Below are 23,557 nucleotides of genomic sequence, written 5' to 3'. Positions count from 1 at the left end.
CAGGGGTTTTTCCTGCGTTTTACGTATACTAGTCTTTGCCCTGCTGCTAGATTATGAGATAATAAAAATAGAATCTGTGTTCGGAACAGGGGATGAAAAATATATGAGTTTGCAATTTATTTTGGGACGATCCGGAAGCGGAAAGTCCCACTCTGTCTTAAAAGACATTCGGGAAAAACTTGCGGAAAATCCATTGGGGAGTCCTATTATCTATTTAGTGCCAGATCAAATGACGTTTCAGTCGGAATATAAGCTTGCATCAACATCGGGTTTAAACGGTATGATGAGGGCTCAAGTGTACAGTTTTTCAAGGCTGGCATGGCGTGTTCTAGGAGAAACGGGCGGAATGACAAGAATGCACATTACCAGCACTGGAGTTAGAATGATGCTCCGGAAGATTATTGAAAATAATAAAGAAGAACTAAAAATCTTTAAAAAAGCTTCAGAACAAAACGGTTTTTATGAATTGCTTGAGCTGATGACCACAGAGCTGAAGCGTTATTGTGTGTCTTCAGAAGACCTATCATGGAACGCTGAAACACTTCTTTCACTCGGTCAAAAAGAGAATAATAAAAAAGTATTAACAGATAAACTATCAGATTTAAGTATCATATCAGGTTCTCTTGAAAAAGCTCTTGCAGGAAAATACTTAGATTCAGAAGATTACTTGAAACTGCTTCAAGAAAAAATGACTTACTCAGACACGATAAAGAATAGTGAGATTTACATAGATGGATTCCATTCTTTTACGCCGCAAGAGCTTGAAGTTGTTGCTGGACTGATGGCGCATGCCAAAAGAGTAACGATTGCTCTTACGTCAGAGGAATCATACCGTCCTGAAACAGAGCCGCATGAACTTGATTTGTTTTATATGACGAAAAAGACAGCCCAGTTACTCACACAAAAAGCAAAAGAGCTGGGGGTAGAGGTTAATGAGCCGATTGTGCTCGAAAATACACCCAAATTCAATTCGCCTGCGATCGCACATATTGAAAAACAATATGATGCAAGACCTGCAGTACGTTTTTTAAATCATGAAGGCATACATCTGGCGGCTGCCGTCAATCTTAGATCAGAAGTTGAAGGTGCTGCCAGAAAAATAATAGAGCTTGTTCGCGATGAAGGCTACAGATACCGGGATATTGCTGTAACTGTCAGAAATGCAGGAAGCTATCAGCCGCTTATTGAAACCGTATTTACCGATTATGGAATACCCGTTTTCATGGATCAAAAAAAATCGATGCTTCATCATCCGCTAATTGAACTCATCCGGTCTTCATTAGATGTTGTTTTAAAGAACTGGCGCTATGAGGCTGTTTTTAGAGCAGTAAAAACAGATATGCTCTACCCCCTTGATGAGATGAGAAAAACAACATCAGAGATTAGGCGATGCATGGATGAACTCGAAAACTATGTGCTCGCACTTGGTATTCAAGGATCTAGATGGACGGATTCAAAGCCTTGGAAATATAAAAGATTCAGAGGTTTTGAAGAAGACGACTTTGGAAAAACGAGCAAGGATGATGAAAAAGAGCAATTGATTAATGATCTAAGAGATATGATTGTTTCCCCTCTTAAAAGACTTTCGAGAGATTTATCCAAGAGTACAGCTGTTGTTGATTATTGCAAAGCTCTTTATAAATATTTAGAAGATCTGTCGATTCCTATGAAACTCGAACGATTAAAATTGCATGCAGAATCAGAAGGGAAACTTAGAGCTGCACGCGAGCATGGGCAAGTTTGGAATGCAGTACTCGGTCTTTTAGATGAAATGGTAGAGTTAACGGGAAATGAGAAGCTTTCTAAAGAGACTTGGATGCAGATGCTGGAGACCGGTCTTGAGAGTATGAAGTTTGCCCTTGTTCCTCCTTCACTGGATCAGGTTCTGGCAGGAACGTTGGAGCGCTCCCGTTTTACCGATGTGAAGGTGAATTTTTTATTAGGTGTTAACGATGGTGTTATCCCGCTTAAACCTAAAGATGATGGGCTTTTATCAGAAGACGAAAGAGAAGCGCTGGAACGCAACGGAGTCTTGCTTGCGCCATCTGCACGAAGAAAACTGCTAGATGAACAGTTTATGATCTATCTGGCTTTAACGAACGGAAGTGACCGTTTGTTCGTTTCCTATGCCCTCGCTGATGAAGAAGGAAAAACACTGCAGCCATCCATGGTTATTCAAAGAATGCGTAACCTATTTCCTGATTTAAAGGAGCATTTATATCAGAATGAACCAGCTGTTGAAGAGGACCTGTCCTATATTCAGCACCCTGTAAAAAGCGTGTCTTATTTGAGCGCACAGCTAAGGGAATGGAAAAAAGGCTATCCGATCTCACCGGTTTGGTGGGACGTCTATAATTGGATAATCACCAATGATCAATATGATCATTATGCGAAAAAAGCTTTATCCAGTTTGTTTTACTTTAACCGTGAAGCACCTCTAAGCCCTTCAGTATCAAAGGATCTTTATGGAGAAAGTATTCTAACGAGCATTTCCCGGATGGAGCTGTTTCAATCATGCCCATTTTCACAGTTTATGTCATACGGTCTAAAACTGAGGGAACGCCAGATGTACAAGCTGGAAGCTCCTGATATCGGACAGCTTTTTCATGCAGCTCTGAAGCAGATGAACGATGCACTTCAGCAGAGAAGAGTTTCTTGGAGCGACCTGTCAAAAGGAGACTGCTACCGTATGGCAGGGGATATTGTAGATCTCTTGGCACCTCAGCTTCAACATGAGATCCTGCTCAGCTCCAACCGTCATCTTTATATAAAAAAGAAGCTGAAAGAAGTTGTGGGCAAGGCTTCGCATATTTTAAGCGAGCATGCAAAAGCAAGCGGGTTTACTCCTGCAGGTCTTGAACTTGCGTTTGGCACAGGAGGAACATTGCCTCCTTTAGTCTACAAGCTTCCGAACGGTACAACGATGGAAGTAGTCGGTCGTATCGACCGGGTAGATACAGCTGAAAGTTCAAAGGGCCTTTTAATGCGTGTTATTGATTATAAATCGAGTTCAACAGGACTAAACCTGGCTGAGCTCTACCATGGAATAGCCCTTCAAATGCTGACTTATCTGGATGTGGCAGTTGCACATTCGGAGAAATGGCTGGGACAAGAATCGATTCCGGCAGGCGTTCTTTATTTCCACGTGCACAATCCGCTGCTGAACCAAAAAAAGCTATTAACTGCCGAGGAAATTGAAAAAGAAGTACTAAAGAAATTTAAGATGAAAGGCCTCGTTTTGGCAGAAGATGAAGCCGTAAGTTTAATGGACAGTACGATGGAAAAACGTTCTAACATTATTCCAGTCGCGCTGACAAACAATGGCTTTCATAAGTCGCACTCTTCGGTTGCAACAGCCTCACATTTTGAAACGATGAGGCACCATGCCCGTAGGATGGCTGTCAGCTCTGGAACAGGAATTACGAACGGCGTTATCGACATTTCACCGTATGAAATGAAAAAGAAAGTTCCTTGCACATATTGCTCCTATAAACCAGTTTGTCAGTTTGATCAGTCACTTGAAGAAAACCAATATCGCCAGCTTAAACCGGAGAAAGATGAGATTATCTTAGAAAAAATGCAAGAGGAAGGAGGAGGCGTCATTTGAAAACATTAATTCCAAAACCTGAAGGCTCAACATGGACAGATGAACAATGGCAAGCTATACAGGCAAGAGGAGAGAACATCCTCGTTGCAGCAGCGGCCGGTTCAGGGAAAACAGCAGTTCTTGTTGAAAGAATTTTAACGATGATCCGGGAACAGTCTGCAGATGTGGATAGACTGCTTATCGTTACTTTTACAAATGCAGCAGCAGCTGAAATGAGAAAGCGTATTGGTGAAGCGATCGATAAAGAGCTTTCACAGCACCCATCCTCGCTCCATTTAAGAAGACAGCTGAACTTGTTAAATAAAGCATCAATTTCAACACTTCACTCCTTTTGTATTGAAGTATTGCGAAAACATTATTATGAGACAGATTTAGATCCAGGATTTCGTGTAGCTGAAGAAACGGAAGCTGAACTTATACGTCAGGAAGTAATCGAGGAACTTTTTGAAGAGGAGTACAGCAAGGGGGAAGACCATTCGTTTTATCAGGTAGTTGATGCTTATAGCTCAGACCGCAACGATATGGATCTTCAAAAGCTTGTTCTTTCACTTTATGATTTTGCAAGAAGCCATCCAGATCCTGAGAGATGGCTGGACGAGATGGCTGACACTTATCATATAAGTGTATCATCCATTGATGCCCTTCCATGGACCAAAGAACTTCTTGCAGATATATCTCTTCAGTTAGAAGGCCTCCAAGCGATGGCAGCACGTGCGCGTGAACTTGCCGAGACACCTGGAGGGCCTCTTCCTTATGCACAGACACTAAATGAGGATATGGAGTTCTTAAAAGCCCTGAATGGCGCGAAAGAAAGCTGGAATGAGTTATATGAAATCTTCCAGACCTATAAGCCGCCAACATTAAAACCAGTGCGCGGAAAAGATATAGACGAGGAATTAAAGAATAAAGTCAAAGCAATGCGAGACACCATTAAAAAACGGGTAGGCAGCTTAAAGGAAGACTATTTTGAGCGCCATCCTGATTCGTATGTTGCACACATCGAAGAAATGGCGCCTATCGTAAGTGAGCTTTCCTCTCTCGTAAAAGAGTTTGGCCACCGTTATTCAGTGGCAAAGCGTGAAAAGTCGCTCGTAGATTTCGGAGATCTTGAGCATTATTGCCTTCAGGTTTTAAAAGGTGAAGGATCGACAATGGAAAATCCGGTTCCTTCTGAAGCTGCAGCAGAATACCGCGAACGCTTTGTTGAAGTATTAGTGGACGAATATCAGGATACAAACTTTGTACAGGAATCGATCGTCCGTCTCGTTTCAAAGGACAGCCACTCAGGCAACATGTTCATGGTTGGAGATGTAAAGCAATCCATCTACCGTTTCCGCCTGGCTGAACCGCTATTATTTTTATCAAAATACAAACAGTTTACAAAAGAAGGCGGTAATGGGCTTCGCATAGATCTTGCTAAAAACTTTAGAAGCCGAAACGGTGTATTGCAGGCTACTAACTATTTGTTCAGACAAATTATGAACGAAACAGTAGGTGAGATTGAATACAGCGAGGACGCTGAACTAAAGCTGGGGGCAGATTATTATCCGGATCAGCCAGGAAATGAACCAGAACTGATAGTAATCAATAAAAGCCAGCCTGTCGTTGATGAGGAAGGCATGGAGAACGGAGAACTAGAAAAATCCGATCTAGAAACGGTTCAGCTCGAAGCGCGAGTAATCGCTGAAAAAATAAAAGAGATTGTAGGGACGAACGGAAATACACCGCACCTTGTTTTTGATAAAAACACAAAAGGGATGCGTCCCGCAAAATATAAGGACATCGTTATGCTTTTCAGAGCAACCTCTCAATGGGCGCCGGTTATTTTGGAAGAATTTAAACAGCAAGGGATTCCTGCGTATGCTGAACTTTCCACAGGATATTTTGACGCAACCGAGATTCATATCATGATGTCACTGCTGAAAGTGATCGACAACCCGCTTCAGGATATACCGCTTGCAGCAGTTCTTCGTTCACCCGTGGTCGGTCTGTCTGGTGAGGAGTTAGCGATCGTCCGGCTTATTCAAAAAAAGGATAACTATCTGGGAGCTGTTGAGTTATATAGTCAAGATGGGGAGAATCAAGAGATCAAGGAAAAATTATCCTTGTTTTTAAAACAGCTTGAATCGTGGCGACACCAAGCCCGTCAAGGATCTCTTGCAGATTTGATCTGGGACATCTACAGAGAAACGGGTTATTTTGACTATGTCGGCGGTCTTGCTGGAGGAAAGCAAAGGCAGGCAAACTTAAGAGCATTATATGACCGTGCCAAAATGTATGAAAGCACATCTTTCCGGGGACTTTTCCGTTTTCTTCGTTTTATCGAAAGAATGCAGGAACGCGGCAAAGATCTTGGAGCAGCCAGAGCGCTTGGTGAACAGGAAGATGTTGTCCGCGTCATGACGATTCATAAAAGTAAAGGTCTTGAGTTTCCGATCGTATTTGTTGGCGGCTTGAACAAGCAGTTCAACACGAGGGATTTAAAAGAGAAGGTTCTTCTTCACAAGGAACTTGGTCTTGGAACACAATATATTAACCCTGTATACCGGGTGACTTATCCGACGCTTCCTAAGCTGGCGATTAGCGGCAGAAAAAAGATGGAGCTCATCGCGGAAGAAATGCGTGTTCTCTATGTTGCGCTAACGCGTGCGAAGGAAAAATTGTTTTTAATAGGAACGGTAAATGACATAGAAAAATCAGTAGAAGCCTGGAGTGACTCTCTTTATGAGGAGAACTGGCTTCTTCCAGACCATGAACGTGCAGGAGTAAAGAGTTATCTGGATTGGATCGGACGTGCTGTGATCCGTCATAAAAATGCTGGCCCGTTATTATCTGTGCTCGGAACTGGTGATAGAGGAAGAGGAGAACCATTCATAGATGAAACAGAATGGAAGATTACCATTCTTCCAGCCAGTGATTACGAAGAGCTTGAAACGGCTCAAGAACAGAAACAAGAAGAACTGCTTATAAAACTGCAAAAATCTGAACAAGTTGAAAATAGAAGCGAAGAGAAAGATGAGATCAGCCGCCGTTTAGAGTGGCATTATGGTTACATGTCATCAACACTTACCCGCTCAAAGCAATCTGTTACGGAGCTGAAAAAACAGTATCAGACAACAGATGAATACAGCAGTACAGATCTTGTAAAAGCAGCACAGCCTGTTGTGCATGAACGTCCGCGATTCATGCAGGAATCCCAGTTGAACGCTGCAGAAGCGGGAACAGCCATGCATATGGTCATGCAGCATGTTGATTTAACCAAAACTTCTACTCTAGAAGACTTGCAGGAACAGCTTGTAATGATGGAGACGAAAGAGCTTTTGACAGCTGAGCAAGCGCGTTATATCGAGCTTAAGCAAATTAAAGATTTTATCGATGGTCCGCTGGGGCAGAGAATCATAGAGAACGGCAGGATGCAGCGGGAAATTCCTTTCAGTATGGCACTTCCCCTTTCAGAAACGAAAGGGAATTGGAGCGGGGAAGAGGAGCATGTTCTTGTCCAGGGTGTCATTGATTGCTTATTTGAAGAAGATGATGGCTTCGTTTTAATCGATTATAAAACGGACAAGATTACAAACCGTTTTACAAACGGATTTGCAGGAGCGAAGGAGACGCTTCTGAACAGATATGAAATGCAGCTTACGCTTTACGCAAGAGCGATAGAAAGAATAGTAAAGAAACCGGTAAAAGAGAGCTATCTCTACTTTTTTGATGGTGGACACATTCTGCAAGTGAAATAGGGGGGATACGATGCGGTTGCTTCATACTGCTGACTGGCATTTGGGCCGTTCCTTAGAAGGACGCAGCAGGCTCGATGAACAGCAAGCTTTTTTAGATGAACTTGTGGATATTGTAAAGAAAGAAAAAATTGACGCAGTTCTTATGGCAGGAGATGTATTTGATACGGTGAACCCGCCTGCCGCAGCTGAGCAGATGTTTTATGAAACGCTTGCCCAGATCAGCCGAAAAGGAGAATGTCCTTTTATTGCAATAGCTGGAAACCATGATCATCCTGACCGTCTGGCAGCTTCTTTTCCGCTTTCTAAAGAATTAGGAATAACACTTGTCGGGCTTCCAACTTTAGAGCTTCAGCGGGTTCCAATCAATAGGACGGGAGAGATGCTTGAAATTGCAGCTCTTCCATATCCGTCAGAATCGAGATTGAAAATGCTGTTGAGTGAATCAGCTGAAGAGCTGGACGTGCGTAATCAGTATGACGATTGGGTAGATTCATATTTTAAAGAAATAACGTCACGGTTCACACCGGGTAATGTACATTTGGCAATGAGCCATTTATATGTAGCAGGGAGCAAGGAGAGCGATTCAGAGCGTCCGGTACATATCGGCGGAGCTTATACGGTTGCTGCAGAAAGCCTTCCTGCTGCTGCTCAATATGTAGCTCTAGGCCATCTGCACAGGCCGCAGATCATTAAACGGGCTAAAACGGAAGCACGTTATTCTGGATCTCCCCTATCTTACAGCTTTTCTGAGAGCGGTCAATCAAAATCAGTAACGATTATCGATGTAGTGCCGAACCAAAAAGCAAAGGTTGAAGAAATACACTTAACTTGCGGAAAACCTCTTGTAGCATGGGAAGCGAAGAATGGTGTCGAGGAAGTCTTTTCAGGCATAAAAGATGGATTACACAACAATTGCTGGATCGATCTGTCTGTTCATGTGCAGGATGCTCTTTCGATGGAAGAGATTCAGAGATTGCGAAAAGCGCATGATGGAATTGTTCATATTAAGCCTGTTTTTAAAGAAACTCATGGTGAACAAATAAAAGTTTCGGCACAAAAGCTGCCAGTTGATAAGCTTTTTGCAGAATTTTATAAACGCCAAACGGGGGGAGCTGTACCAGATCATGAATTAATTTCACTTTTTCTCGAACTAATTGGTGAAGAAGATGAGGAAGGAGAGAATGCAGGATGAGGCCATTATCATTAAGTGTTTCAGGACTGCAAAGCTTTCGTGAATCACAGACCATCCCATTTAGTGACCTGTGTTCGGGCGGAGTGTTCGGGATCTTCGGACCGACAGGAAGCGGTAAATCCACAATCCTCGATGCAGTAACACTTGCATTATATGGAAAAGTTGAACGTGCTGCAGGCGGGACACACGGCATCATGAACCAGGCTGAAGACAAGCTTTCTGTATCTTTTTCATTTCAGCTGGGTCAAGGCAGCAGTGAAAAGAACTATACAGTTGAGCGTTCTTATAAAAGAAGTGGTGAACATACAATCCGGACAAGTACTTCACGGCTGATTGAAGTTGTGAACGGTGAATCAGTTGTTCATGCAGATAAAGAAAGAGATGTTACCCGGATGGTTCAAGATCTGCTTGGTCTTACGATTGAAGACTTCACCCGTGCAGTTGTGCTCCCGCAAGGAAAGTTCGCTGAATTTTTATCGTTAAAAGGTGCAGACAGAAGACAGATGCTTCAACGCCTGTTCCAGCTTGAAAAATACGGTGACGTTTTAAACCAGAAACTTAAGAAAAGATCTGATGAACAAAAGAACCGGCTTAATGAAATTACAGCAGAACAGGCAGGACTAGGTGATGCTTCATTAGAGGCTCTGACTGAAGCAGATTTACAGCTAAAAGCAAAAGAAAAGATGCTTCAATCTATTTCAGAACATTTACAAACAGAAGAAGAAACTTATAAGCAAAAGAAAGCTTTTTGGGAGACGCAGGCTGAAAACGAGAAACTACTTTTAAAAGAAACGGAATTGGACAGTCTTCTCCCAGAGATGGAACTTCTCAAGGAACATCATAGTAAAGCAGTAATAGCTGACCGGTTAACTCCATATGCAGAAGAATGGCTGGAATCACAACAAGCGGAAAAAGGGCTGAGAGCGGAAAAAGAAGAGCTTCACATCATTGTTACAAAGCAAAAGGAGCTTTTTGAAGAACATGAAAAACAGTTTGAAAAAGCAAAGATTGCAAAAGAACAAGAAGAGCCTGTATTAATTAAAAAGCTCAGTGTATTAGAAGAAGCGTTTCAGTGGGAAAAAGATCTCAAAACAAAAGAAACTGAACTGCAGCAAGAAACAAAAAATCTCTCTGTGCTGGAGGATTCTTATACGCTCGGGAAAAAAGATGAAGAAGATGCGGTTGCTCTCTATGAAAAGGGGAAGAAAAAACAGCAAGCATTGAAAGATGAATTTTCCGATATCGAAATCACTCAGAAAGAACGCACTTTATTCCAATCAGCTCTGCTGCTTTCACAAAGGTTCCAAAGCCTGCAAACAGAAGAACAAACTATAGCAAAAGAACTGCAGAATGCTATGAAGAGACAGGAAGGCATGAACCAGAACATAAAACATGTACAGGATACAATCCGTACAATTTTTGATAAATGGAATGCTTTATCTAATGAAGTTTTAAGTTTTTACAATGAAACCCAAGAACTAATCCGTGAAAATGAGAGTTTGAAACGATCATTGCAGGATACGCTTCAAAAGGAAAAAGAAAAACAAGAACAAAGCAGAGTGCAGCATCTGGCGGCTCAGCTATCATCACAATTAAAAGAGAATGAGCCATGTGCAGTCTGCGGTTCTACTGTTCATCCATCACCATGTGCGGGATGGAATGGTTTTGAAGGTGATGAAGAAGAGATAGAGAGATTAGAAGCCGGAAAAGTTTCTCTTCAAAACCTGAATCGTGATCTAACTTATGTCACAGAAACGCTTGAGAGGCTATCACAAAAAATCTGGACAAAAATAAAAGCCGCAAATGAGGAAATAGCCGCTGCTCAAAGCGGGGCTGTAACGGAAAAGGCAGAAACAGATAGAATGGCAGATGTAGCTAAACTAAACGATCATTCTGTAAAGGTGAAAGGAGTCTTGCAGGACCGGCTGTCACTCGAAGAGCGTTTTGAAACATTAGGGGATCAGAGTGAAAAAGAGCAAAAACAACTTGAACATCTGACGCTAAACTTGGAGCATGCCGAGAAACAAGTACAGGACTTGCAGCAAAAAATGATTTCCTTCAAAGAGAAAAGGGAGACCATTATTTCTGAATGGAAAGAAGCAGGTATTTCTTTTGGAATGGAAGAACTAGAAGAAAAATATAAGCTTTTTGAACAAAGAGATACACGTCAAAATAAGATCCAGGAAAGTTTAAAAGTTGCTGCAGAATTTCTTGAAAGCCAATCTACAAAAATCGAAAAAATCAAAGAGGATAACAAGAAACTCGAGTTTGCCATTAATACGAGTCAGAACCAGCAAAAGATTCTTAATAAGGATATCCAGCATTTGAAAGAAAAACTACTGAACCGTATAGGTGGAAAAAGTGCCAGTGAACGATTTGACGCAGTGGAAAAACAGCTTCAGGAAGTTGTATCCACTTATAAACAATCGTTAGAACAATTCGAAAAGATACGTAAACAATTCATGGAATCTGACAAAGCCTATCACTCTATTCTGCAGCGCCATGACGATATTATGAAAAGAAGTGAGAAAGCGTTAAATCAGTGGAATGAAAAACTCAAAACTTCTATATTTGATAGCATTGAGGAGTATACAAATTCTGTAAAGACAGAAGCAGCGCAGCAACAATGGGAACAGCAGCTTGCGAATTATTCCGATCAATGCAAAGAGGTTAAAGCAGCCCTGAAGGCTTTAAAAGCTAAACTGCCCCCGTACCCATTAACTGAAGAAGAGATTGAGCATCTTGAAGATACCCTTCAAAAGTTAAGGGAAGAGGTAAATGAAACGAGAGAAGCAGTTGGCCAAGCTAAACAGAACTGGCTGACGATCGAAAAGAACCATGCTCGGTTTAATGCTCTTGAAGAAGAAAAACAAAAGGTTTCGGCCTTGCTTGAGCAGATTGGAAAGCTTCAGAGTGTGTTCAGAGGAAACGCATTTGTTGAGTATATGGCAGAAGAACAGCTTATGCATGTGACACGTGATGCATCAAATCGCCTCTCTAAGCTTACAAGGGGCCGTTATGCGATTGAAGTCGACTCAAACAGTGGATTTGTTATCCGGGATGATGCGAACGGCGGCATCAAAAGACCCGTTACTTCTTTATCTGGGGGAGAAACTTTCTTAACTTCTCTGGCATTGGCGCTATCTTTGTCAGCACAGATTCAGCTCCGCGGGAAATTCCCTCTTCAATTTTTCTTTTTAGATGAAGGTTTTGGAACATTGGATCAGGAGCTGCTCGACACTGTAGTAACTGCACTCGAAAAAGTGCAGATGGAAAACTTTGCGATTGGTGTTATTTCACATGTACCGGAACTAAAAGCCAGGTTGACCAAAAGGCTGATCGTAGAACCGGCAGAAAACGCTGGTAAAGGAACAAGAGTAAGACTTGATCAGCTTTAAAGATAAAGGATTCATGGCCTCATGCCCTGAATCCTTTTTTATTCGATAATTCCATGTCCGATTACTTCAACATCAACTGAGGCTTTAAAGTCAATTTTAGGATATTCCTCTTTCCAGTTCAGTTTTTCCCAGGTTGGATAATGATAAGCCATCAGTTGCCTGCCGACCCCAAAAGGGTCGCTGTTCATTTTTTGAAGTTTATCGATCACTTTTTGGGCATCTTCCGTTAATTTTTTCGAGATTTTTTTTTCTATCTTTTTTATTTCTGAAGGCGTACTTAAATTGTCAGGTGGATATTCAGTAATAATAATCTTTACGTTTAATTTAATTTTTGCAGAAATTTTGTCTCTAGATGAAACATAAACATCAAATTTTCTTTTATTTTTTTCCACTTTTATCGTTACATAATTCAGTAAATTTTCTTTTTGGTTATTGGAAATTTTTTTTGTTGTGGACATTGAGATTGTGTGTGGCTCGCCTGTAAGCATCGTATAAATAACAGATAACGGTTCTTTTATGGAACCAACCATCTGATGCTCTTGGAACAATGCAACTCCAATCACTTTAACCGCTTTCCCCGTTGATTCTAAATAAGGGAGAGCAAAATCTTGGCCAGGATCAAACATTAAGGGACATATCGTTTGAATATTTTCTGCGGGAACTGTGGCGCCTTCTTCGGCGCTCTTTATGGAGTCTCGTAAATATTCTCCTACACCAGTAGATTTTTTCGGTTCTTCAAACGTTGTACTGATTACATCAGATGCTTTTCCTTTAGCTACTGCTAATTTTGCATTTAAAGAAGATTTCGGATCACGGTAGAAGATGTCTAGCAGATTATAGATATCTGTTTTTGCCGTTTCTTCACCAAATACCAATACCTGGTTCTTTGAAGCATCTAATCTTTCAGCCACTTTTAGATCAAGCCTTAACCTGCTTTGCCGTGCGGTATTTCCTGTCGCTGCGAATACCTGGTTGACTATATTTCCTTTACCAGCCTCAGCTGCAACGGCTTGAGGTACAGAAACAGTAGATGTCACTTTACCTTTTTTCGTATAATCTATCCCTCCTGCAGTTATGAGCTTCGTTTCATTAAGATTGGTTTGATCCCAGCAGCCTGTTAAAAGTAAGAGAGCGGGCAAAGTGTATATAAATTTGTTCATGTAGCAGTTGCCCCTTTCTCTTGTTTTTTTCTAAGCACTGAGATAAGCAACAAGATAATAGGGGAAATTCCGGAAAAAAGTATGGAGACCAGGCTAATGTATTTGTTCCATGTTACAATCTCGAGTTTTTCATTTGGAATAATCGCAACTAAGGCGCAAAATAATGCGATATAAACTGCAGCTGATTGGTGATGATGCAGCTTGAGAATAGATTGTATACCTTTTGCTGCAACAAATAAGTAACTGATAAAAGATGTAGCAACAGATATAATCCATAAAGATAAAAAAATTAAGTCAGTCCGTTCAACGATTGAAAATGAAAAAGCTTTAAGCATATATAGAACAGGTTCTGGAACGATGACGATTTCCATAGGATTGAAAAAAATATAGGTCGTAAAAACAATAAAGGTATACATAACCGTTACACAAAAGGATGCAAATGAAATAACTTTTAGTTTCTTAGCAGGAGTTCCGGTCGTGTAAGCTAAAAATACGAGCGCTGCATCAAAACCTAATAATGCAACAACGGCATCTGAAGAACCTTTAATAATGGTCATTATTCCAGTTTGACCAATTGGAAAAATGTAAAGAAAGTGAACATCAGTATATGCATATATGATTAAACCAAACAAAATGAAGAAAAGCGGTGTCACGAGAACAAAGAACCTTGCTATTTCTCTTGGTGTACTCGAAATGAAATAAGCACCGGCAAAGGCCATTACAAAAATAATAACCCAGCTAGGTGTTTCAAATAATATCCATTTTCCAACAATGCTGTTGTACAAAATTAAAATTAAGGCTGAAACAATTGAAAAGTGAAGTGTATAAATGAATTTAAAAATGAATCCTAAATGCTTTCCCATAATTTTGGGAAGGATGTCAAACAAGGTGTTTTGAGGAAACCTGTCACAAAGCTTCCACATCGCCAAGATGGAAAATTGAACGAAAACACCTGCTAAAAGAAGTGAGATCCAGCCATCGATTTTTGCTTTTACAAATAATGAGTATGGTAAAGAAAGAACTCCAACACCGATTTGAGTTTGAACAATCAAAAAAAATAGCTGGCGATGTGTGATAGTATGATTATTCATGAATTATCCCACTTTCGAGTATGGTTTGTAGTATCCATTTTTTGTGCATGAACTTCTTTTGGACGTGTATTCTGCTTCCAAAACGGGGCACGGATAAATGCATCTTTTAAATCAGCCAAATTAAGCGGAGCTAATGGTGCAAAATAAGGCGAACCAAAGGTATACAGTCTGCAAAGGTGAAATAATAAGATCATAAACCCGAAGACAATGCCAAAAAAACCTAACGTAGCTGCTGCAATCATGAACGGGAACCGTAAAATCCGTACTGCAGCACTCATCTCATTTGAAGGAACTATATAAGCAGCAATCGCTGTAATGGCAACAACGATAATCATTAAATTTGAAACAAGCCCCGCTTTAACAACGGCATCACCGATAACCAGACCTCCAACGATGGCAATTGTGGACCCGATCCTTGTTGGAAGCCGTATTGACGCTTCCCTGATTAACTCGATCGTCAACTCCATTAGTAAAGCCTCAAACAATGGCGGATAAGGTATATCTTCTAGCGAGCTTTTTATAAGCAGAATCAGTCCAAATGGAATGACTTCAAAATGAAAAGAAACGATGGCAATGTATACAGCGGGCAGCCCTATCGCTATAAAAAAACTAAAAAGCCGGATAAAACGGAAAAACGAACCGATCTGCCATCTTTTGTTGTAGTCATCTACAGATTGATAGAATGAAAAAAAGTTAACAGGCATCAAGTGTGCAGTGGGTGATGTGTCGTAAACAAGAGCAATTCGTCCCTCCATTAAGTTCGCCGCTACACGATCAGGACGTTCTGTGCTTAGTATCTGCGGGAAAAAGCTAAAAGGCTTGTCCTCGATGCTTTCCTCAATATTTCCTGGAGCATGAATGGCATCCGCTTCAATTGATTTGATTCTTTTCTCAACCTCTTTTACATGTTCCGGATCTGCAATATTATCCACATAAGCAATCGCTATATTAGTATGAGTTTCTTTACCGACTCTAAAATACTTTATCGTTAATTTTGGTGTTTTTAGACGTTTGCGGATAAGGGCAAGGTTGATTGACAGGTTTTCTATGAATCCATCATGAGCACCGCGAATAATGGCCTCATTGTCTGGTTCGGTGATGTCCCTCTTAGTGTTTACAGGTGTGACCATGGAGAAAAAACTAGTTGTATCCTCTGTAAAAATAAGCGTGTTTGATTGCAGAAGCAGTTCTTTGACTTGGTTAAAATCTGTTTGCTTTTTTAGATCAATGCTCGCCATCTTTCTAAAAGACTCAAAATTTATTTCATTTGCCGTTTCAAACAACGGGTTTAAAATCATGCTTTGCACGATCTGTTTATCAATAATCGAATCGATATAAAGAAGCACAATCTTGTTATGATCATTAGGAAGTTCGATGGAGTGCGTCATTAAATCTTCCGTGGAGGAGAAAGGTTCTTTTACTTTGATTAATAGTTCATCTAAACTAAGATTCTGCTCTTTTGGAGACTTTTCTGGAGAGCTATTCTCTTGAGACGTAACTTTTTGTTTAGGACTCTCTTGTTCCTGTATAAGTTTTTTTGGCTTCTTAAAAAAAGTCATATCGACCCCATCCCGTTTCTCCAAAAGTTTGTGTTAGTTTTTGCGTAATAAAAGCATTTATACGGAGAAGTGCCTATTTTTGAAAAAACGAGTCAGAAATTGTCATTATGAGTAAAAAATTGTGATACGATATACAAATAAAGAGAGAAGGGGGAGGCCTTATGACAGGAAGAGCTCAATTGTTTCCTGCTTTAACAAAGCCTTATACATATTTTTCGTTTTATAAAGAATCGAGTGAAAAAGAAGGGTTATGGATCAGGTTTATCGCTATTTTAGCTGTCAGCGGATTGCTTCATGCACTTTCCTTTTTTGCGGCATTTCCTTCGTTCCGGACACTTTCATTTGTGGAGTCGGCCAAACTTTCAGGTACAGAACAGGAACTGCTCAGGTTTATCATTTCATTAGTAGGTGGAGTTTGGGGAATTATCGTTCCGTTTCTGATCTTGCAGGCCGGAACATTATTTCTTTTCCTATTTTTTAGGGATGTGGGCTATAAAGCTCTTTTTTACGTAATGAGTGTTGTATATGTTTTATTTTTATTAGGATTAGCTTTCGAACTGCCGCTGCAATTTGTAACAGGTGCTGAAGAAGTTGTTCAGCCATTAGGCTTTGGATTTGCAGGTGTTCTGTTTTTTAAGCATGGATTTTGGCAGGAACTATTGAATTTGATTAATGTATTTACGGTTTGGGGAACAGTCGTTACTTATTTTGCGTTAAAGCAATTATCATTTAAAGCTAAAAGCTACTGTTTAGCTGTAACGATAGGCGGATCGATTTTTTGGATAATCTTATATTCGTTATACGCTGCACTTGTCAGCGGACAATTGGTATAAGGGGGGAGCTGACACATGAATAAATTAAAATGGACGGCGACTGGCTTAATTGTAGTTCTCCTGCTTGTAATGAATCTAATGATCTTTGATAAAAAAGAATCAGCTGCAGTTGAAGCTCCAAGACTGGAAACAGCTATCTCGCAAGTAAAAGATTTTACGAAAAAGTGGGAAGTAACAGGTACTGCGTATTCAAAAAATACGATTGAGATCTATCAGAATAATTCTCTTGGGTCTGTAAAAGAAATTATGGTGAATCCTGGTGATACAGTCTCCTCTGGCCAGACTTTAATTACTTATGAAAATACTGAAATCGAAGAAGAATTGCGTGGTTTAAAGAGAGAAAAAGAGGCTGCAGATGTTCGTGCTGATCATTTTTCCAGCCAGGTAAGTGAGTGGGAAAGTGAGCATTCAAGCTTTGATGAGGAAAAAAACAGTACAGATGCAAAAGTTAAGATGAAAGAACAGCTTAGCAATGCGGAATTGCAAGAAGCTCTTGCAGAAAATGAAAGCTCTGTTTTATCTGATGAAATCAGTGAATTAGAAGACAAGCTAGAAGCTCTTTCTGTTAAAAGTCCTGCAGACGGTGTTGTTTCAGAAGTAAACGGCACTCAAGAAAATGAACCTATAATGACCATTGTTGGACAAGGCAATTTCGAATTAAAAGCAAATGTGAAGCAAAATGTCGCTGGATTTGTTAGGACTGGTGACACTGTTCAGATCGAATCAGCAAATAACAAGGAAAAGCTTAATGGAACGGTGCAGACGGTGCTCCCTTCAGATAACGGCGAAATGTTTACGATGACGGTTCTCGTTGAAGATGAAGCTGCTTGGGTAGAAGGGCAGACAGCTACAATCATCCTTTCAGAAAAACTTGCCGAAAAAGCTGTAAGTGTTCCAGAGAATTCTATCTTAAAAGATGACGGAAAGAAATATGTGTTTATCATCTCAAAGAATAAACTATACAAAATAAAAGTATCGACAGGTGTTGACCAAGACGGTGCAGTACAGATTAAAACAGGACTTAAAAAGGGACAAACCATCGTATTAAATCCTTCGCCCGTTTTTGTTTCGGGTCAGCCAGCTTTAAAAAAATAACATAACAAAAAGGGATGCGTTGTTACGCGTCCCTTTTTGCATGGATTAATGATTTTGGAGCAGTGAATATTCTTGTTTTTTGCTGTTTGGGGTCAAATAAAGCAATAAGAAAATAAGATTCTACTGGGTGGGCTTCAATTTCACCTGATAGTGGATCAATAGCTGTTTCGGTTACAAAAGCATGTTTGAAAATGTCTTTTTCATGTAATGGAGGAAAACCTTCGATCGCATCAGGATATTGAGTAAGCATGGAAAGAAGATCAGTGGTCTCTTCTTTATTTTGGGTGTTTTCCCACCATGGTTTACGAGGCTTAAACTGCTGGCGCTCCAAGTAATCTAGCTTCATGAGACTTTCTGCTACAGGCAGAGCGTGCGGTGCAGATTCTTTTAAGAAAGCGATCAGCCGGTTAAACAGATCTTCAAGCTGGTGGCCGATTCTTGACCATCCTCTTGTCTCCCAATACGTTCCGAACTCCTGGAAGAAATCAAATGGCGACTCAAATACAAGGTTTATTAAGTATTTTACCGTGTGATCCATGCGATGATCGTTCCAATACTTCTCCAGTACGTCTTCTACTTGTTTTATGCGTATGATCTCGTCAAACGTCAGGACATTGTTTCCTAAAATCTCATAAGGAGAATGATCCATATAAACGTAATCATGTTTTTCGGCTGTAAGTCGCAGCCCTGTTCCGCGAAGCATTTTAAGGAATCCTAACTGAACTTCCTCAATGCCAAACGCGAAAACATCATTGAACGTTTTTCTGAACGAGTTGTAATCTTCTTCCGGTAATCCAGCGATCAGATCCAGATGCTGAACGATTTTTCCACCATCACGAACAGTTGTAACCGTACGGGTCAATTTTTCAAAGTTTTGTCTGCGCTGAACAAGTTCGTTTACCGCATCATTTGTTGATTGAACACCAATCTCAAATCGGAACAAACCTTTTGGAGCATGTTCATTCAAATAATCAATAACTTCTGGTCTCATGATATCTGCTGTGATCTCAAACTGAAACACCACTCCTGGGCGGCGGTTCTCGATTAAAAAGGAGAACATATCAAGCGCGTAATCCCGGCGGATATTGAACGTTCTATCTACGAACTTAATAATCTTCGCCCCGTTATCCATTAAAAAGATCAAATCTTCTTTTACGAGATCAGGATCGAAATACCGAACACCTACTTCAATGGAAGATAAACAGAATGCACAAGAATAAGGACATCCGCGGCTGGTTTCGAAATATGTGATGCGCTTTGAAAGAGATTCTACGTCTTCCTCAAAACGGAATGGAGAAGGAACGGTTTTGAGATTCAGTTTTTCACGAGGCCCATTAATCTTTGGTTTTCCGTCTTTTCTGTAGGCAAGACCAGCGACTGTATCGAATCGACCGCTGTTTTGAATCTGGCCGAGCAAGTGCTTAAACGTTTCTTCACCTTCATTCACTACAATAAAATCAACTTCTGGAATGCGGTCAAGCCAGTAAGCAACATCGTAAGAAACCTCAGGACCTCCGAGAACGATCTTTGTTTCCGGTTTAATCTTCTTAAACATTTGGATTACCTTGATCGTCTCTTCGATGTTCCAGATGTAACAGCTAAAGCCAAGCACATCCGGCTGCTGGCTGTAAAGGTCAGTCACGATATTAAGAGAAGGGTCTTTTATCGTGAACTCTCGAATCGTTACTGGAAATTCGGGCTCACTGTATGCTTTTAGATATCGTAAAGCAAGACAGGTGTGTATATATTTTGCATTTAACGTACTTAGTACCGTTTTCATAATTTCATTACCTCATTACGTTTACCCAAATGAATGGGGTATTTAGATGACACACTATTTTACCATATTTTAAATCCAAGAAAAAACCAGATCTGACTGGAATTAAAAACAGCAAATTTCTTTACGGTGCAAAGACCTAACCTATATAGTAGAACTAATATCATGAAAGCGCTTTTCAGAGGAGGAAATCATACAAAATGAAATTTGTTTCTGCAGTTCAAAAAGGAGATCATTTTATCGGAATGGTGAAGGAGGATGCTGTAATCAATGTATCTGCTCTGGCAGCTTCACTGGGCATAGTCATTCCACAAACCTTATTAGAAGGTATTCAGCAAGGAGAGGAATTCATTTCTGCTGTTAAAGAACTCGTAAATCAAGAGAAAGCAGAAGATTTTACAGTTTCATTGGAAGAGGTTCAGCTTTTAGCACCGATTCCGCGTCCTTCTAAAAATGTTTTTTGTATCGGTAAAAATTATCGTGATCACGCAATAGAAATGGGAAGTGAAGCAGATATTCCTGAAGACATCATGGTGTTCTCGAAAGCTCCAACTGCAGTTATCGGACATGGTGAGGGCATTCCGAGCCATGCGAATATCACAGAACAAATGGATTACGAAGGAGAACTAGCTTTAGTGATCGGTAAAACCGGAACAGGAATTACGAAAGAAGATGCGATGGATCACGTATTCGGATACACGATCATTAATGACATAACAGCACGTGACCTGCAGCAGAAGCATAAGCAATTTCTGCTCGGAAAAAGCTTGAATGGAACTTGTCCAATGGGACCATGGATCGTACATCACTCTGAAATATCGAATCCGGAGAACCTGGCGATTGAAACAAAGGTAAATGGAGAATTGCGTCAGAAAGGAAATACATCCGATTTTATTTTTGATATCAGGACGATGATTGCTGAGCTTTCAAAAGGAATGACGCTTGAAGCCGGAGACATTATTGCAACAGGGACGCCAGCTGGAGTAGGAAAGGGAATGAAGCCTCCTGTATTTTTAAAAAGAGGTGACACGATCGAAATCACAATTGAAGGAATCGGGACACTTCGTAATGAAATAGTAGAATGAAGCGAAATTTTACTAGTTACATAGAGGAGGAATTCACATGGAAAAGCTGCTATATATTAACGGTTCATGGATAGGAAATTCTCTTGAAAAAATAGAGGTGTTTAATCCTGCAAACGGTGAAGTAGTGGGTACTGTGCCATCTTGCGGAAAAGAAGAAACGGATGCTGCAATTGATGCAGCACATGTTGCTTTTTCCGGGTGGTCGAAACTGACTGCTTATGAACGTGCTGACTACCTCATGAAACTGCATGATTTAATGATTGAAGAAAAAGAGGAAATTGCTGAACTAATGACATTAGAAATGGGAAAACCATTAAAAGAGTCTGTCGGAGAAGTGATGTATGCGGCTTCTTTTATCAAATGGTACGCAGAGGAAGGAAAACGGGTTTACGGCAGAACGATTCCTTCAAGTGCTGAAAATAAAAGAATGCAAGTATTGAGGCAGCCAGTTGGAGTAGTTGCAGCGATCACACCATGGAACTTCCCGGCCGCTATGATCACGAGAAAGCTTGGCCCGGCTCTTGCAGCAGGATGCACTTTTATTGTGAAGCCGCCAAAAGAAACACCTCTTACCGCTATTAAACTAGTAGAGCTTGCAGATAAAGCAGGCTTCCCAAAAGGAGTTATCAACCTTGTAACAGGTTCATCCTCTATTATTGGGAAAGCGATCATGGACTCAGAAAAAGTAAGAAAGGTTACGTTTACTGGGTCTACTGAAATTGGAAAAAAACTGATCGAACAAAGTGCTGCAACAGTAAAAAATGTATCGATGGAGTTAGGTGGTCATGCACCTGCTGTTGTTCTGGGTGACGCTGATCTGAAAAAGGCAGTGGCAGGAATCGTAGCTTCAAAGTTTCGAAATGCCGGTCAAACGTGCATTTGTATCAACCGGGTATATGTTCAGGAAAATGTATACGATGAATTTGTAGAACTCGTAGCCGCTGAAGCGAAAAAGTTAAAAGTAGGTAACGGACTTGATGAAGGTACTGACATCGGGCCGATCATCAATAAAGACGGATACGAAAAAATTTCCGAGCATGTAGAAAACGCTCTTTCAAACGGAGCTGAATGTGTGACTGGCGGAAAAGGAAGTGCAGAGAACGGAGCCTATTATTACGAGCCGACCGTGTTGAAGAACGTGACACAAGATATGCTGATCATGAATGAAGAAACATTCGGACCGGTTATTCCAATTCACAAGATTAGTTCTATTGAAGAAGGAATCAAACTTGCCAATACAAGTCCGTTTGGGCTCGCAGCATACGTGTATACAGAAAATATGTCCAAAGGAACACAAATAGTAGAGGGATTAGACTACGGAATCATCGGCTGGAACGACGGCGTACCATCAGCAGCACAAGCACCATTTGGCGGAATGAAAGAAAGCGGTCTAGGCCGGGAAGGCGGCGTGGAAGGGATGGAAGCTTATCTGGAAACGAAATATGTAAGCTTCGTTTTATAAAATTCTTTAAGAAATCGGGTGAATATAACATGGATTTAGGATTAAAAGGAAAAAATGTACTAGTCCTTGCTTCAAGTAAAGGACTCGGAAAAGCATGCGCCCTGCAGTTTGCTAAAGAAGGGGCTAACGTTATGCTTACAAGCCGCGATGAAGAACAGTTATCTAGAACTGCAGAAGAATTAAAACGCGAAACGGGTGCAGACGTTCATTTCAAGAAGTGTGATATCACGCAAAGAAATGAAATTGATGAACTTATCGCAGAAACTGTTGAGAAGTTTGGAAGCATTGATGTTTTGGTAAACAATGCAGGAGGTCCGCCAGCTGGTAGCTTTAATGATTTTGAGGACGAACACTGGCAAGGAGCATTTGAGTTAACACTGCTTAGTTTAGTAAGAACGGTTCGTGCGGTTACGCCTAACATGAGAAAAAATGGCGGAGGACGCATTGTTAATATTGCATCATCCTCATTTAAACAGCCAATCGATGGACTTATACTGTCAAATACGTTCCGCACCGCGATTAATGGTCTCTCAAAAAGCCTTTCACAGGAGCTTGGGAAAGACGGGATCTTGATTAACACAATTGGACCTGGCAGAATCGGGACAGACCGCGTAGGCGTGCTGGATAAGATGGCAGCTGAGAAAAAAGGGGTCTCTGCAGAAGAGGTGAAAGCTTCGGTAGAGGGCGGGATTCCGCTTGGCCGCTACGGTGAGCCTGAAGAATTTGCTAGGATGGTCGTGTTTCTGTGTTCAGGCGCAAACACGTATGTAACAGGGCAGTCACTCTTGATTGACGGCGGAATGGTTAAAGCGTTATAAAAAAGGAAAGAAGCAGCGAGGGCTGCTTCTTTTTTGTCCGTTCGAGGGGTATACGGGATGGCGAAAATTGTCGAGGATTGTAGACTCGCGGATAAAGAGCCAAAACTTTTGGATTGGGGGATGATGTATAAAAGTATGTGTAAGCCTTTGCAGTAGACAAAAAGAAAAAGACAAAGTACTCTCGGTTTGTCCAGAACCTTTGAGAGGAGACTTTGTCTTTTGAATAATTCTACTATAAACCAACTAGATCTTGGAACGCAAATTGAAGAAATGGTAAAAAACTTTGTTCAGGAAAAGCTTGAGATGATTATGAGAGAAGAGATCCAAAACTTTCTTCATAATGAACAAGAAGAGGGCCAAAATTCTCGTAATGGTTACTACCAGCGTATCCTGGATACGAAGTACGGAAGAATCGATGACCTTACTGTACCAAGAGACCGGAATGGTGACTTTCATACAGCCCTTTTTGCCCCTTATCAACGCAGAGATGGTTGGCTGGAAGAAGCTATACTAAACCTGTATCAAAACGGAGTAAGTACGCATTTGTTCAACGAATGTTAGATGGAAACGGCTACTCCGCAGCTACTGTTTCAAATATCACAGAAAAGATTCTCGAAGACATTGATGAATGGCAAAACCGCCCTTTAGAAAGTGACTATTTAGCTCTCTATTTAGATGGGCTTTATTTCAGTGTGCGTCGAGGTACGGTCGAGAAAGAAGCCATCTATATTGTCTTAGGA

General features: G+C 40.8%; 13 protein-coding genes and 1 pseudogene. 10 read left to right on the top strand and 4 right to left on the bottom strand.

All coding sequences use genetic code 11. From position 1 onward, the window contains the following. Positions 1-103 precede the first annotated feature (103 nt). Genes addB through M3196_RS20795 form a run of 4 tightly spaced genes read left to right on the top strand, consistent with a single transcriptional unit; the run spans position 104 to position 11,937 of the window. Positions 104-3,607: a helicase-exonuclease AddAB subunit AddB gene (gene addB, locus M3196_RS20810; protein WP_251324221.1), complete on the top strand. Its 3,504-nt coding sequence runs from the start codon at positions 104-106 to the stop codon at positions 3,605-3,607. Continuing rightward, positions 3,604-7,347, top strand: a complete 3,744-nt coding sequence (gene addA, locus M3196_RS20805; RefSeq protein WP_251324220.1) for a helicase-exonuclease AddAB subunit AddA — start codon at positions 3,604-3,606, stop codon at positions 7,345-7,347. Before addB ends, addA begins: the two co-directional genes overlap by 4 nt. 10 nt (positions 7,348-7,357) lie before the next feature. Then, positions 7,358-8,539 carry a metallophosphoesterase family protein gene (locus M3196_RS20800; protein ID WP_251324219.1) on the top strand — a complete coding sequence of 394 codons (1,182 nt, stop codon included), beginning with the start codon at positions 7,358-7,360 and terminating at the stop codon, positions 8,537-8,539. Next, positions 8,536-11,937, top strand: a complete 3,402-nt coding sequence (locus M3196_RS20795) for an AAA family ATPase (protein WP_251324218.1) — start codon at positions 8,536-8,538, stop codon at positions 11,935-11,937. The genes M3196_RS20800 and M3196_RS20795 overlap by 4 nt, the downstream gene beginning before the upstream one ends. A 38-nt stretch (positions 11,938-11,975) precedes the next feature. Here the strand turns inward: M3196_RS20795 and M3196_RS20790 are convergent, their stop codons facing one another. The 3 genes from M3196_RS20790 to M3196_RS20780 are packed head-to-tail and all read right to left on the bottom strand — an operon-like array spanning position 11,976 to position 15,747. Further along, on the bottom strand, positions 11,976-13,097 hold the full coding sequence (locus tag M3196_RS20790) for a Ger(x)C family spore germination protein (RefSeq protein WP_251324217.1): 1,122 nt from the start codon (positions 13,095-13,097) through the stop codon (positions 11,976-11,978). Next, entirely contained in the window at positions 13,094-14,188 is a 1,095-nt protein-coding gene (locus M3196_RS20785; RefSeq protein WP_251324216.1) for a GerAB/ArcD/ProY family transporter, read from the bottom strand. Before M3196_RS20785 ends, M3196_RS20790 begins: the two co-directional genes overlap by 4 nt. Then, complete coding sequence (locus M3196_RS20780) at positions 14,185-15,747, bottom strand: spore germination protein (RefSeq protein WP_251324215.1); 1,563 nt, start codon at positions 15,745-15,747, stop codon at positions 14,185-14,187. The genes M3196_RS20785 and M3196_RS20780 overlap by 4 nt, the downstream gene beginning before the upstream one ends. 161 nt (positions 15,748-15,908) lie before the next feature. On the opposite strand from M3196_RS20780, the gene M3196_RS20775 reads away from it, so the two are divergent. Both M3196_RS20775 and M3196_RS20770 read left to right on the top strand, forming a co-directional pair. Next, positions 15,909-16,580 (top strand): hypothetical protein, encoded by a 672-nt coding sequence (locus tag M3196_RS20775; RefSeq protein WP_251324214.1) that lies wholly within the window; start codon positions 15,909-15,911, stop codon positions 16,578-16,580. Positions 16,581-16,595: 15 nt separating this feature from the next. Beyond that, the gene (locus M3196_RS20770) at positions 16,596-17,675 is read left to right on the top strand and encodes an efflux RND transporter periplasmic adaptor subunit (protein ID WP_251324213.1); all 1,080 of its coding nucleotides are present in this window, start codon (positions 16,596-16,598) and stop codon (positions 17,673-17,675) included. Positions 17,676-17,697: 22 nt separating this feature from the next. Here M3196_RS20770 and M3196_RS20765 read toward each other — a convergent pair whose 3' ends face one another. After that, positions 17,698-19,455, bottom strand: coding sequence for a B12-binding domain-containing radical SAM protein (locus tag M3196_RS20765; protein ID WP_251324212.1), 1,758 nt, complete (start codon positions 19,453-19,455; stop codon positions 17,698-17,700). A gap of 197 nt (positions 19,456-19,652) precedes the next feature. Here M3196_RS20765 and M3196_RS20760 point away from each other — a divergent pair, with 197 nt between their 5' ends. The 4 genes and pseudogenes from M3196_RS20760 to M3196_RS20745 all read left to right on the top strand — a co-directional run. Beyond that, positions 19,653-20,537 carry a fumarylacetoacetate hydrolase family protein gene (locus M3196_RS20760; protein ID WP_251324211.1) on the top strand — a complete coding sequence of 295 codons (885 nt, stop codon included), beginning with the start codon at positions 19,653-19,655 and terminating at the stop codon, positions 20,535-20,537. A 37-nt stretch (positions 20,538-20,574) separates the two neighbouring features. After that, on the top strand, positions 20,575-21,999 hold the full coding sequence (locus M3196_RS20755; protein WP_251324210.1) for an NAD-dependent succinate-semialdehyde dehydrogenase: 1,425 nt from the start codon (positions 20,575-20,577) through the stop codon (positions 21,997-21,999). Positions 22,000-22,028: 29 nt separating this feature from the next. Further along, positions 22,029-22,817, top strand: a complete 789-nt coding sequence (locus M3196_RS20750) for an SDR family oxidoreductase (protein ID WP_251324209.1) — start codon at positions 22,029-22,031, stop codon at positions 22,815-22,817. 219 nt (positions 22,818-23,036) lie between these two features. Then, positions 23,037-23,557 (top strand): annotated as a pseudogene (locus tag M3196_RS20745) (IS256 family transposase); the annotation flags it as partial.

Source organism: Fictibacillus nanhaiensis, from assembly GCF_023715445.1.
Classification (GTDB): Bacteria; Bacillota; Bacilli; order Bacillales; family Fictibacillaceae; genus Fictibacillus; species Fictibacillus nanhaiensis_D.
The sequence above is the reverse complement of the archived record's forward strand: the minus strand, read 5'-3'. Positions and strand labels throughout refer to the sequence as shown.

What these genes read in the sequence shown, in the direction of transcription:
- addB (WP_251324221.1), top strand. Translation starts at nt 104, where the DNA reads ATGAGTTTGCAATTTATTTTGGGACGATCCGGAAGCGGAAAGTCCCAC.
- M3196_RS20800 (WP_251324219.1), top strand. Translation starts at nt 7,358, where the DNA reads ATGCGGTTGCTTCATACTGCTGACTGGCATTTGGGCCGTTCCTTAGAA.
- M3196_RS20795 (WP_251324218.1), top strand. Translation starts at nt 8,536, where the DNA reads ATGAGGCCATTATCATTAAGTGTTTCAGGACTGCAAAGCTTTCGTGAA.
- M3196_RS20790 (WP_251324217.1), bottom strand. Translation starts at nt 13,097, where the DNA reads ATGAACAAATTTATATACACTTTGCCCGCTCTCTTACTTTTAACAGGC.
- M3196_RS20785 (WP_251324216.1), bottom strand. Translation starts at nt 14,188, where the DNA reads ATGAATAATCATACTATCACACATCGCCAGCTATTTTTTTTGATTGTT.
- M3196_RS20780 (WP_251324215.1), bottom strand. Translation starts at nt 15,747, where the DNA reads ATGACTTTTTTTAAGAAGCCAAAAAAACTTATACAGGAACAAGAGAGT.
- M3196_RS20775 (WP_251324214.1), top strand. Translation starts at nt 15,909, where the DNA reads ATGACAGGAAGAGCTCAATTGTTTCCTGCTTTAACAAAGCCTTATACA.
- M3196_RS20770 (WP_251324213.1), top strand. Translation starts at nt 16,596, where the DNA reads ATGAATAAATTAAAATGGACGGCGACTGGCTTAATTGTAGTTCTCCTG.
- M3196_RS20765 (WP_251324212.1), bottom strand. Translation starts at nt 19,455, where the DNA reads ATGAAAACGGTACTAAGTACGTTAAATGCAAAATATATACACACCTGT.
- M3196_RS20760 (WP_251324211.1), top strand. Translation starts at nt 19,653, where the DNA reads ATGAAATTTGTTTCTGCAGTTCAAAAAGGAGATCATTTTATCGGAATG.
- M3196_RS20755 (WP_251324210.1), top strand. Translation starts at nt 20,575, where the DNA reads ATGGAAAAGCTGCTATATATTAACGGTTCATGGATAGGAAATTCTCTT.
- M3196_RS20750 (WP_251324209.1), top strand. Translation starts at nt 22,029, where the DNA reads ATGGATTTAGGATTAAAAGGAAAAAATGTACTAGTCCTTGCTTCAAGT.